We start from the raw sequence: 13,203 nt of genomic DNA on the forward strand, positions 1-13,203 counted from the left end.
TTGAATTATAAGCTTTCTGCGTGCTGAAGTAGTTTAACTAATTTCAGTCGATTTGGGAAATCAAAGTTTATCTTAAGTAATCGTATTTTTCTTCGAACTGATTTTTTATGATTTGGGAATTGTCTGATAAACTTTTTCTTTGAGCTTATGTCATAAAAATGATTTTCTCTTTTTAACCATAGTACTTGTTTGTAGGTATAGGTGATCATTACATGATCATTTTGTTTATGCACGAGATGCTTGATGAATAACTGAAGTTTCCCATGATGTGGAATTTCATAAAAACCATCTTCTATTCCATTTGCATTTTTAACATTTGAAAGATTGTATATTTTGTCATTGAAACGGATGGAAAAAGAATCAACCTTCTCTTTGTTTATTTGAACATAGAATTTCGAAAAATTCTCATCATTTAGGTCAACGATTACCTCATCACGAAATATATCGTACATTATTATGCTAGCTTTAAATGTTCTTCCATTGCTATAAATCCTTCCAGTGCCCATGCTTGAATTTAGATAGGGTTTGTCCTGCCTTAATATATGATATGGTTTATACTCTTTCCCAATTATGTAATCATATTTTGAATAGTGTAAATTGTTATAATATGAAATCAAAGAATCTTCAGGAATATTGTATGCGGACTTAAGAGTCTGATTGAAAGAGGTAAGAGGCAGGTGTAAGAGCAGGGATGCAATAAACACATAAATTTTCATAGTGTTACATTAAGTTAGGTAAAGGGTTGTATTAAAAATAGAAAAAATATTTATTAAAATTATTAGATAGAAAAAAAAATGCTTAATTTAAAACAGTTCTTTTGTATGAAAATACAATTTTGATTGATTTTTTTATTGTGTTATTAAAAAATTATGTATATTAAAACCGACTCATTAAAATCCCTGTTAACAATATTATTACTAGTGTTTGCTTCTTGCTTAGATCCCTATGAAGTTGAAGTTAATAATTATGAAAATTTACTTGTAATTGAGGCAATGGTAACTGATGAATTTAAAACTCATAAGGTTCAAATTACTCGATCCATATCAAATCTTGATGAAATTCCACTACCAGAAGAAAATGCGCAGGTAACTATATCCTGTAGCGATGGAACTAATGAAGTATTAAAAGAAATTACACCGGGGGTTTATGTTACAGATAGCACAAAATTTAGAGCTACATTCGACAAATCTTATAAATTGCAAGTGAAAACTTCGGGGGGTGCAATCTATGAGTCAAACAATTGTAAATTAGCCAATCGCACTACCATTTCGGATATTTATTACCAAAGAGATGTGGAATACAATCGGGAAAACAACAGAATCGAAGGGGTTCGTTTTTTTGTTGATGGAATTGCAAAAGATGGAGATCATATTCGTTGGATATACGAAGAAGATTGGAAATTCTCGGTACCATTTCCAAGTCAATATGAATTTACCACAGAACAGGAATTGGAGCCGATATCTGCCTATAACAAGTATTGTTGGAAAAAAAATAAATCCATTAACATCACCTTAGCTTCGTTTAGCAATCAGGAACTGCCGATCATACAAGGAAAAGAAATTTGCTTTATTCCTTCAACACTTAGCGATCGATTTAGTTTGAAATATAGTATTCTGATTAAACAATTATCAATTTCAGCAGAAGAATATAATTATTGGAATAAAATAAAACAATCGAGTGAAAATGTTGGTGGTATATTTGGGAATCAACCTTTCCATGTTCAAGGGAATATAAAGAATATTGCCAATGATAAAGAGGTTGTTTTAGGATATTTTCAGTTGGCTACGGTTTCGAGCGAGCGAATTTATATAGATTATAATGAAGCCTTTTCGATGGGAATGACAAGTATGAACGTAAAATCAGGCTGTAAAACCGATACAATTTTTATAGGTAATGATGAATTTTATTCCTTGTATGAGATATACGATTACCATGTTTTAAACGGAAAGTTAGCACTTTTTGATCTTACCTATGATCAGGATGGACTCATATTGACTGACCCAGAATGTGCCGACTGTTCTTTATCGGGTTCACCTAGAAAACCATCATTTTGGGAGGATTAACTATGAATAAACAATGTGTACATTTCGGAATTGTATTGATCTTGCTTTCGCACTTCTTATTTGGCATGAGCAAAGACCTTTGTGCCCAGGAAAAGGTGCGATTTACAACCGATAGAGATTTTTATATTGCTGGTGAAAATATTTGGTTTGGATTAGGAATTTTTGATTTAGAGGGAAATGATAAGTCAAAGCTAAGCAAGGTGGTTTATCTAGAGCTATTAAACAAAGAGAATAGCCCTGTAGTGAAGCATAAGTTCTACCTGAAAAATCAAAATATACAATCATGTTTTCAATTGCCTGATGACTTGCCTACGGGCAATTACCACCTAAGGGCCTATACTCGTTTGATGAAAAATAGAGATGCAAGTTTATTTGCAACAAAGTATATTGGCTTATTCAATCCATTTTTGAGAAAAAATTTTCCTAAAGGGGATAAACGATATAATCGGGATACAGTCTTTTATTATATGGAAAATGAGAGGCTACTTGCCAATGAAAGTAATCAATTACTTATTTATGCATGCGATCAATATGGGAAACCAAAATCGATAAAAGGGAGCGTACTCAATAAAGCTGAAGAGCCAATTGAAGTATTGAATACTGAAAGTTCGGGCTATGGTGTATTAAACATTGTACCCAAAATTGATGAGAAATACATGTTAAGCATCGACGGCCTTAGAATTCAATTGCCCGATGTGACTACAGAAACCTGGATTTTGAAACTTGTAGAAACTGATGAAAGTTATACCCTTAGAGTATTAGGTAAGGATAAGGAGGGTTTATTTTTAGATATTTTAAATGGTGATGGCAAGTTTATTAAGCATTATAAAATACAGGCGAATAAGTCGATTCGAATTGAAAAAAAAGACCTTCCAAACACTCTGCTGTATGCATTACTGGTAAACGAATCGAAAGAAATAAAAGCATTTCGAGGATTTCAGAACTACTCCAATTCCCATCAGCTTAAAATTTCACACGATCATAAAAACTATAAAACAAGAGAATTGGTTAAAGTTCATACGAGCGGATTGGATTCCATAAAAAATATAAGTGTGTCTGTTGTTAAATCTTGCTTGATAAATGATATATCAGATCAAAATTATACTGAAAATAAGGAGCAGTTATTGATGCTAAAAAAACCATCTTTTCTAATTCAAAGACGAGGTGAGAATATATTGCTACCAGAGATTGATGGTGATTTAATTTCCGGGGAAATTATAGATTTAGATTCAGGATTGCCAATAAAAAATGAGGAGTTCACATTAAGCTTTGTATCCCAAAATCCGAGTTTAAATGTTCTTACCACCGATTCTTTGGGCGCTTTTAGAGCGGTTGTTAATAGATACGGGAGAGAAGAGTTGGTGATACGACCTAAATCAGAGATCCCTTTTTCTAACTATAAAGTAAATCTGAACGATGATTTTTCTTACCAATTACCCGATACAAAACTGACAGACCTTATAATAGACACAATTCAAATGAAGAATATCAATAAGGCGATAATCAACATGCAGGTGAATTCTATTTATGGCAAGCATTTGTCAAAAACTGTCGATAAGATACTGATAGATGCCAATCCTCCTTTTTATATCAAAGCTGATCACACAATTAAAATCGATAAGTTTATTGAATTACCGACGGTAGAGGAGGTAATTCGGGAAATTGTACCTTTTGTAAATCTAAGGAAGAATAAAGATTCATACGAATTTGTAGTATTTGAGGAATTATCATTGTATCCAAGATTCTGTGAAACAATGGTGTTTTTTGATGGTGTTCCCATAAAAAATACTCAGGCAATTTTAGATATTAACCCTCAGTATTTGGATAGAATCGAAGTAGTTAACCTTGATTTTTTTCTGAAAGGAGAAGGATTGGGATTTTTATTATGTTTTTACAGCAGGAATTCCGATATGGCTAATTTAGATTTTGACAATAGTATCTTTAGGCAAGTACACCAGGGATATCAATATGAATACAAATATAATAGTCCTGATTACTCAAAACCGGAATTGAAAAACTCACGCCTGGCTGATTATAGAAACCTGCTCTATTTTAATGTTTGGGACAAAGGAAATGCAGACGGAACAATTGATTGGGAATTTTATACCTCTGATGATGAATCGGAGTATACAATAATAATCAAAGGCATTGATAAGAATGGAGATTCGGTGAGTACAAGCACCACTTTTAATGTTGCAAATTGATTTTACCAGGCTCATAAATTAACATTAAAAAGCCTTTCACAAAATGCAAAAGGCCTCTCTAAAATCAATTTTAAAAATCATCTTTGGCATTGCCAAATAGTTTGAAATTGTAGGTTACTGTAAAAATTGGTTTTCCGAAAATGGACATTTTGTAGCCTTGTACTTCTGTACCATCATTTCGAAAGAAGATATTATAAGCATTTTTTCTACCCAGTAGATTAAATACAGAAAAAGTAAAGGAGCTATGATTTAGTTTTTTTGCAATTAAATTCCCATTTAGTGTTGCAGCAATGTCAAGTCTGCTGTAATCAGGCATTCTTAATGTGTTTCTGTCGGAATAGTGCACCTTGTCGGCTCCCGAAAAATTATAATAAGCAATTGGAGGCGTAAATGGTCTGCCTGTGCTGTATGAATAATTTATCGAGAAATTGAATCTTCGACTCACCTTATAATTGGTAACCAGGTTAAAATTATGAGGCTTGTCGTAGTTGGCTGGGAAGAAATCTCCTTTATTAATTTTTTCTTCGGCAAACTCCCCATTTACCTTGTGCAAAATTTTCGAGTAAGTATAGTTGATCCATCCGGTAAGTTTCCCTTTCTTCTTTTGCAGCATTAACTCTAAACCATATGCTTTACCTTTGCCATTTACTACATCTCTTTCCAGGTATTCATTCATTAATAACTGAGCTCCACCTTTGTAATCCAGAATATTGTCAAGCTTTTTATAATATGACTCTATCGAAGCTTCAATACTATTTTGTTTGAAATTTTGATAATAACCTATTGAAAATTGATGTCCTTTCTGCGGCTTAATATATTCATCACTTAGCTTCCAAATATCTGTTGGTGTCATTGTAGCCGTATTCGAAATCATTTGAATGTACTGGTGAATTTTATCGTATCCCAGTTTTACCGAGCTGTTATTACTAAGTTTTATATTCGTTGAAATTCTAATTTCCGGACCTGAATATTTATTAATTAAGCCTGATCTGCTTCTTTCGTCCTGAACAAATGTTTGCTGATTTCTAGGTGAATCTTCCAAATAAACAGCTCTGCTATTAGGGCCAATATTGGCAAAGAAGGAATATCGGATTCCTGCCGATACCGACATAAAATGCGTAAGATCAAATTCATCGCCAATGAATAACGCCATTTCCAAAGCCTGCTCTTTTTCAAGTTTTTTGTCACGAATTAGTGATTCTGAAGTATATGGACTTTGAATTCCTGGCGAAAGATCATAAAAAGTTGAGTTAAGACCGAAGTCCAGTTTGTGATTCAGGCTCGACAAAAATGAAAAATTTACATTAAATAGGTATTGGTCCAACTTATATTTTACCTGGTAAGAATTGCTTGGTTCATGTCCCGAAACATTAGTGTAGTTGTACTTACTAATGGCTGAGGAAATGGTTGAAAATAACTTTGGATTATAAATGTGTTTCCACTTTAAAGTAGAAGCAAATGTGTTGTAGTCAAACTTATCCTCTTCGTAATAGTCAAACTTGTCATGACTGTAATATCCAGATAGGTAAATGCTGTTTTTCTCATCCAAATCCCAGGATATATTACCCTGTAAGTCGTGAAAATTAGCACTACTGTTTTTTAGCTTTTTGTCGTCTAATAATTTAAGAACCCAATCGGAATAGGTGGTACGACCGGCTAAAATAAAAGAAGCTTTATCCTTTTTTATTGGACCTTCGAACGACACCCTACCCGAAACTGGGCTAATGCCACCACTTAATTTATAATTTTTTCGGTTGCCATCTTTCAATTTTATATCCATAACGGAAGATATTCTTCCGCCATATTTTGCCGGAATACCACTTTTATATAAAGTAATGTCCTTTATAATATCGGAGTTAAAACCCGAAAAGAAACCAAAAAAGTGGGATGTGTTAATAATTGGAGCATCATTTAATAGTATTAGGTTCTGATCGGTATTTCCACCTCTAACGTTAAATCCGCTAGCCGCTTCGCCAACGCTTTGAACACCTGGTAGTAATAAGGTACTTTTTATAATGTCGGCCTCGCCCATTCCCAAAGGCAATTGCTTAAGCGTTTTGAGCGTGATTTTCTCCATGCCCATTCGCAAATTTTTAACCTGGTTTTCGGATTTGGCAATTACGGTGACTTCTTTTAATGAAGTAGGCTTGCTTTTTAATTCTACATGTAAACTTCCATTGGAATGAATATTAATTTGGCGGAAAGTTGTTTTCATACCAACCGATCGAAATTCTATTTTATGACTGCCAACTGGTAAAGAAATTGAGTATCGTCCATATTGGTTGGTTACAGTTCCTTTTTCTAAGCCTTCGAGATAAACAATAGCACCAATAATTGATTCTCCTGTTTCCAAATCGCTTATTTTACCACTCAATGTTGCAATTCCATCTTTTGCTGTTTGCTGTTTATTACCAATGGTAAATATTTTGTATTCATCACTTATTGTTTTTGTTTTTTCAACTGCATGCAATGTTCTAACATAAGTAGTAGTATCTATTATTTTCTCATTTGCTTTTGAAATATGGCTCAAGTACTGATCGTAAAAATTAGTTTTTATAACATTGTCCTTTGAAAAAATTACGTTTTTCTGCTTGATTATTTTATAATTCAACTGAGCTTCCACTTTCAGCCAGTTTAATATTGTTAGAGGTTTTGCATCTGCAAAATCAGGTGAAAAAGTAATCTGATCAACCCAATTGCTTTGATAGAAAAATCGATATTCGCTTTCTGCTTCCAGGATATTAATGATTTCATTAAAACTTACCGAATCCTTTTGCAGTTTAATCGTTTGTGCTTGAATTATTGGCAGTTGAATTATCAAGCATATAATAATTGCAATATAACGCATGTTGTTTTTTATAATGATTCAAGATATTTGATGATATCAACCAGGTGTGACGTTGAAAGTTTTTTATAACTACACTGAAAGGAAGAAACTTTCTGTTTTATCATCTTCTTTTTTTCAGGGAAAAGTTTGAATAGCTGTTGTTTAGAATTGATTTTATACAATTTATTATCGATGGCTAAATATTTATGAATCTCAGGAACATAAATTGTTAATCCTTCTTCAACCAATTTACGCGAACGATGTTTGTATACCAGTTGCAGTTTATTTTGATAAATAATTTCGTAATAACCACCTAATGCATCACTTGCAGTATATTCCTCAGGATTTAAATATTCAAAATGATGTGTTGTTAGATCTGTATTGATGGCAAAGGAATCAATCCTGTTTTGCGATAGCACCACACTTGCGGTAACACCTGACGTAAATAATGAACGTACGATAATTTCATCTTTAAATGTATCGTAGCTTATAAGCAGATCTTTAAAAGTTCTGTTTTTCCAATACAATGTACCATTGCAAAATTTTCCATTAAAAATTGGGCTGTGTTTTTTTTGAAAATGGTATGTTTTATACTCTCGTCCAATTAAAAAATCGTATTCGGTGTGGGTTGCATGATTGTATATCGACCTTACCGAATCGATTGGAATTGTATATTCAGTTTTATGTTCTTGTGAGTAAATAGAACATGGTAGAACTACTAATATTAATAGTTTTAAAAATTTATACATAATGACATAGCTTGGGTCAGCGGTTGATTATTGTCTAATTCACAATTAAGAATACAGATTTGATGTGAAAAATACTTTATAAACTTAGGTAAAATATACTTCAATATATTAAAATGTTAAATTAATTTTTAGAACTTTAAGAAGTAATATATTTAATAAAATTATGAACCGTAACAATACAATTATTGTTTTATTTATTCTCTTTTCTATATGCTTTGGTTTAACCAAGTGTGTCGATCCATATCATGTAAATGTTACCAATGGTAAAAATGTACTGGTAGTTGATGCTTTAATTACCAACGAGGATAAATCTCACTTTGTAAAACTATCAAGATCCAGAGCCAATCTCGAAGATGAAAACCTTATGGAAACTGGAGCTTTTGTTTCTATAAAAGGAGATCATGGAGAAAACGAAGTCTTAAAAGAAACGGAACCTGGAGTTTATAAAACCGATCAATCAAAATTTATTACTAGAATTGGTGGGAAATACATACTATCCATTATCACATCCGATGGAAAACATTATGAATCTCAGGAGTGCGAAATTTTACAACCTTCAGAAATAAATAATGTTTATTATAAAGCCGATACGATTATTAATGGAAACAACGAGGAAGTTGAAGGGCTTCGTTTCTATGTTGACGGAACATCAGCAAATAATGATTATCTAAGGTGGTTGTGCGATGAGAACTGGAAATTTAACGTTCCTTATGCTACCAAAATTGCTTTTGATGAGAACAAGCAGTTATATCACATTCCCGAGATTAATAAATTTTGCTTTAAATCTTTTGCCCCATACGAAATAAGTATACAGGCTTTGAATGAATATACTTCACGTGAAATTGTTGGAAAATCGGCCTGCTTCATCCCTACGAATTATAGTGATAGATTTCAGATCAAATATTCTATATCCATCAAACAGATGTCGATTTCGGCCGAGGAGTATGAATTCTGGAGCAAAATGAAAAAAGTGAATGAGGATGGAGGTGATATGTTTGGAATTCAGCCATTTTCGATACCCGGAAATATTGTGTGTATGGATGACGACAATGAAGAAGTACTTGGGTATTTTCAAACCGGTGGAGTTGCGTCGAAACGTTTGTTTATCACCCGTGCGGAAGCCAGAGATTTGGGTTTGAGACTTTTATATGATCATGGATGTGTGACTGATACTGTTATGGTAGATGAATGGCATCCAAGCTTGTATGAGTTGTATGAGAAATATGTTTTAACCGATGGCTATGGCTTGTATGATCAGCCTGTGGGTGAGATGGGATCTCCTCTAAATGGACTGTTGATTGTAAAGAAAAAATGTACCGACTGTCGACTTACAGGATCAAGTGAAAAACCTTTGTTTTGGGAGGATTAATAATGATGCGGAAAACTATATTACAATATATTACAGTTTTACTATTGCTAATAAATTGCTTTAGTGGCATTGTTGTTGCACAGGAAAAAGTGCTAATTACTACAGATAGGGACAATTACATTGTTGGTGAGGATTTGTGGTTTAATGTAGGCGTGTATCAACTAGATTCTCATGCTTATTCTGATTTAAGTAAAATCGTGTATGTTGAGTTGCTGAATCAAAAAAATATCCCAGTTTTTCAATGTAAGTGCAATACGAAGAAAGCAAGTATGCAATCGAGAATTATATTGCCCGATTCGATTTCCACGGGTAATTATAATATCAGAGCTTATACACGTTGGATGAAAAATAAGGATGTTAGCTTATTTGCAACAAAAAGTATAAGCATTATCAATCCGTTTGCACAGGATTTTAACGACAATAAAGTTAAATATTACAGTAAGGATACAATATTTACCTATCCCGAGAGCGGTTACTTATATCCTGGGGTAGAGAATAAAATTCTAATTCGATCGGTCGATAAGTTTGGTGTAAATAAAAAAATCAAAGGAAAGATTGTTGAGGAAAATGGGAAAGAAATCAAAGTTTTCTCTACAAATGAGAAGGGAAGTGGCATCATATACTTTAGGCCTGAAAAGAATAAAAAGTATTTGTTTGTGTATGATCATAAAACAACACAATTTCCTGATATTGAGGTGAAAGATTCTTATTTAAAATTAGAGAATGAAGGAATCGACTATTACAAATTCAAAATATACGGGAATTTCAAAAGCTTAAAATGTGTTGATATTGTAAGTAAGGATGGAGCTTTAGTAAAACGATATCAAATTCCTGAAAACGGATTGGTAAATGTAAGTGTTAAGACTTTGGAAAATAACAAGCTATTTGCATTGTTACTAGATCAAAATAAGGAAATAATTGCCAGTCGTGCCTTTTACCCGAAAGCTAAAAAGTCTATCGACTACATTGCCTTGAAAAAAAGTAAGAAAACTTATGGAATTCGGGAGTTGGTTAACTTAAAGCTTGATGCTTTCGACAATTTTGAGGAGCTTTCTGTTTCGGTTGTGAAAAAGTGTTTGCTTAAGGATCAGAACAAGAAATTAATTACCAATGATGATTTGCTAGCTGCGAAATCACCCAATTTTATTGGTTATTCAAAGGATTTTCTTTTGCCAGAACTCGAAGGTGAGATAATAACAGGTAGAATTACCAATTCCCTAAGCAAAGAGCCGATAGTTGATGAAGAGTTTGTTTTAAATTTTGTTACGCCAATTCCAGAGCTTAAAGTGGTTACTACCGACTCTTCAGGTCGTTTCAGGTTTATTGTTGATCGATATGGCGCAGAGGAAATGGTAATTCAACCACTTAAAGACGATTCGACCTTAATGAATTATAATGTTTGGCTTGATAATACATACTCTCAGGTGTATAATGATAGTTCTGTTCTTCCTTTTGGCCTTGATTCCCTAAGGGCAAAAGGAATGAATGAGGCCGTCATTAATACGCAGATAAATGCTGTTTACAATTCGCACATTAAGGATGTTGCTTTTGCAGATTCTATTGGTAAAACCGATGCTTTTTATGGTAAGCCAAACCATACTACAATCGTAGATAAGTATATTGAACTACCAACAGTAGAAGAGTTGGTTCGCGAGCTTGTTCCGCTTACTGTTGTCAGAAAAAAGGCTGGATCGTACTATTTTAAGGTGATGGGTGATTTTTCAAATGACTTATATAAAGGTAGAACTTTAACTTTTTGGGATGGAGTGTTATTGAAAAATATCGATGAAATCATAAAACTTAGTCCCTTAAAAGTAAAGAAAGTGGAAGTTGTAAATTCCAAATTTTTTCTTCAGCATGTCGATTTTGGTTACCTATTGAGTTTTACTACTAAAGAAGGAAATATGGCGGATATAGAATTTGACTCCAGGATTTTTCGACAAATTCATAAGGGATACGTTAATAGTTACAGGTTTAAAGGTCCTTCTTACTTAACACAAAATGAAAAGAAATCCCGACTGCCAGATTTTCGAAACACCTTGTACTTTAATACTTTTAACAAGCAAGATTTGTTAGAGCCGCTAAATATTAACTTCTACACTTCAGATGAGGAAACTGAGTTCACAATTATTATAAAAGGGATTAATAAATTTGGCCAGGTAGAAGAAAGCAGGGAAGACTTTGTAGTGAGCGATAGAAAATAATTTAGTAGAGTTATTCCATAAAATAAAGGGCTGTCTCAATGGAATGAAACAGCCCTTACATATTTTTTATTCAACAAATTTACTTCTGTATAAGTACCGTGGCATAGGCCGATATTCCATCTTCTGTTCCAACAAATCCCAATTTTTCGGTTGTTGTAGCCTTAATGGCGATATCTTCAATATCAATGCCCATTACTTTTGCCAGTACTTCCTGCATTTCGGCAATTAAAGGCTTAATTTTAGGTTTTTGCAAGGCAATGGTCGAATCGATATTGCCAATGGAGTAGCCTTTTTCACCTATTATTTCAACTGTCTTTTGAAGTAGTATTTTACTATCAATTCCTTTAAAATCGTTTGAAGTATCAGGAAAATGATACCCGATATCCCTCATGTTGGCAGCGCCTAAGAGTGCATCGCATATGGCATGAATCAATACATCTCCATCTGAATGAGCAACACAACCTTTGTGATGCTCAATCTTAATTCCTCCCAACCAAAATTCTTCTCCTTCAGCCAACTGATGAACATCATAGCCAAATCCAACTCTAATCTTCATTATTTAATTATTTTATCAAGATTAGCAGTTAAACTGAATCTTAAAGTGTTTTTAAGAGGATTGTTCTGAGTAGTAGGAATCAAGTATGAAAAATCAAGATCAAACATATTTAGTTTTACTCCCAAACCAGCAGTAAAATATTTACGATTTCCCTTGTCTTCGTGTTCGTAGTAATATCCACCTCTTAATGCAAATTGCTCCTGATACCAGTATTCTAAACCAAGCGACCATGCAATTTCTTTAAATTCTTCGCCCATTCCACCCGGAGCATCGGAGAACGAACTAAAAATACCTGAAACAACCGATTTGTCAGAAGTTTCGCTTCCAACAATAACACCGCCATCTTCACCTTCTTCTAAATTCCCGCTATTTGGAGTTGGAACCAAAAGTTTGTTCATGTCGGCAGCAATGGTAAGTGTATTGTATCGGTCTAATTCCATTTTTAAAGCAGTTCCTAATTTCAGGTTGGTAGGAATAAACTCTTTCTCATCATCATTGGTGTAACTAATTTTAGAACCGATGTTCGAGATGTTCAAACCCCAAGACCATAACATGTCTCTGCGATTTCTTCTGAATTCATGCTGATAGTATACCGAAACATCGGCAGCAAAAGCGTTACCAGCTTGTGTTTCTAAACCAGAAACAAATTGCGATTGGGTTAAATCCGATCTGATGTAACGAAATGCAATACCACCCGAAAATTCGTCGCTTAACTTTCTTGAGTAGGCAATATCAAAAGCCCATTCGTTTGGGTTTTGAGCAACAGGAATGTCTTCTGCTCTTTCTAAAAATGCAATTTCACCTAGCGAAAAATAGCGAAGAGAGGCTCCGATAACTTGATTCTTGTCTAATCGGTAATATCCCGTTAGGTACGAAATACTCATATCATCAACCAATTCGCGCAACCATGGAGTGTAAGATGCAGATACGCCATATTCGCCATCAATCATTGCGAATTTGGCAGGATTCCAATGCATTGAATTTACATCAGGAGATGTAGCAACACCGGCATCACCCATAGCTCCAGCTCTCGAATTAGGAGTAATTGTTAAAAAAGAAACGGCAGTAGAAATGTAATTTGCACCAGAGGTTGAAGTCTGGGCAGAAACCTTACCAATGCCTGTAAAAATTAAAAGACATAGCAAGCTCGTGATCTGAGTCAGTTTTTTAGTCATAATATTAATGTGTAGTAAAATACAAATATACTTCAAATAACTAATAATGCTGATTT

9 protein-coding genes are annotated in these 13,203 nt (G+C 33.7%); 4 read left to right on the plus strand and 5 right to left on the minus strand.

Annotated elements, in window-relative coordinates; all coding sequences use genetic code 11:
- Positions 1 to 5: 5 nt before the first annotated feature.
- A complete protein-coding gene (locus ELS83_RS10635) occupies positions 6 to 452 on the minus strand; it encodes a hypothetical protein (protein WP_171595554.1) in 447 nt (148 codons plus the stop codon).
- Positions 453 to 920: 468 nt separating this feature from the next.
- Here ELS83_RS10635 and ELS83_RS10640 point away from each other — a divergent pair, with 468 nt between their 5' ends.
- Both ELS83_RS10640 and ELS83_RS10645 read left to right on the plus strand, forming a co-directional pair.
- Positions 921 to 2,063 carry a DUF4249 family protein gene (locus ELS83_RS10640; RefSeq protein WP_171595555.1) on the plus strand — a complete coding sequence of 381 codons (1,143 nt, stop codon included), beginning with the start codon at positions 921 to 923 and terminating at the stop codon, positions 2,061 to 2,063.
- A gap of 2 nt (positions 2,064 to 2,065) precedes the next feature.
- Positions 2,066 to 4,267 (plus strand): hypothetical protein, encoded by a 2,202-nt coding sequence (locus ELS83_RS10645; RefSeq protein WP_171595556.1) that lies wholly within the window; start codon positions 2,066 to 2,068, stop codon positions 4,265 to 4,267.
- Between the two features lie 70 nt (positions 4,268 to 4,337).
- Here the strand turns inward: ELS83_RS10645 and ELS83_RS10650 are convergent, their stop codons facing one another.
- Both ELS83_RS10650 and ELS83_RS10655 read right to left on the minus strand, forming a co-directional pair.
- Positions 4,338 to 7,115 carry a TonB-dependent receptor gene (locus tag ELS83_RS10650; RefSeq protein WP_171595557.1) on the minus strand — a complete coding sequence of 926 codons (2,778 nt, stop codon included), beginning with the start codon at positions 7,113 to 7,115 and terminating at the stop codon, positions 4,338 to 4,340.
- Between the two features lie 8 nt (positions 7,116 to 7,123).
- Positions 7,124 to 7,843: a hypothetical protein gene (locus ELS83_RS10655; RefSeq protein WP_171595558.1), complete on the minus strand. Its 720-nt coding sequence runs from the start codon at positions 7,841 to 7,843 to the stop codon at positions 7,124 to 7,126.
- Between the two features lie 163 nt (positions 7,844 to 8,006).
- On the opposite strand from ELS83_RS10655, the gene ELS83_RS10660 reads away from it, so the two are divergent.
- Positions 8,007 to 9,212 (plus strand): DUF4249 domain-containing protein, encoded by a 1,206-nt coding sequence (locus ELS83_RS10660; protein ID WP_171595559.1) that lies wholly within the window; start codon positions 8,007 to 8,009, stop codon positions 9,210 to 9,212.
- A gap of 44 nt (positions 9,213 to 9,256) precedes the next feature.
- Positions 9,257 to 11,416: a hypothetical protein gene (locus ELS83_RS10665; RefSeq protein WP_171595560.1), complete on the plus strand. Its 2,160-nt coding sequence runs from the start codon at positions 9,257 to 9,259 to the stop codon at positions 11,414 to 11,416.
- A gap of 79 nt (positions 11,417 to 11,495) precedes the next feature.
- Here ELS83_RS10665 and ispF read toward each other — a convergent pair whose 3' ends face one another.
- Both ispF and porV read right to left on the minus strand, forming a co-directional pair.
- Positions 11,496 to 11,972: a 2-C-methyl-D-erythritol 2,4-cyclodiphosphate synthase gene (ispF, locus tag ELS83_RS10670; protein ID WP_171595561.1), complete on the minus strand. Its 477-nt coding sequence runs from the start codon at positions 11,970 to 11,972 to the stop codon at positions 11,496 to 11,498.
- Positions 11,972 to 13,147: a type IX secretion system outer membrane channel protein PorV gene (porV, locus tag ELS83_RS10675; RefSeq protein ID WP_171595562.1), complete on the minus strand. Its 1,176-nt coding sequence runs from the start codon at positions 13,145 to 13,147 to the stop codon at positions 11,972 to 11,974. The genes ispF and porV overlap by 1 nt, the downstream gene beginning before the upstream one ends.
- Positions 13,148 to 13,203: the final 56 nt, after the last annotated feature.

Origin of the sequence: Marinifilum caeruleilacunae (assembly GCF_013141825.1) — a bacterium.
In the GTDB taxonomy this organism is placed as follows: Bacteria; Bacteroidota; Bacteroidia; order Bacteroidales; family Marinifilaceae; genus Marinifilum; species Marinifilum caeruleilacunae.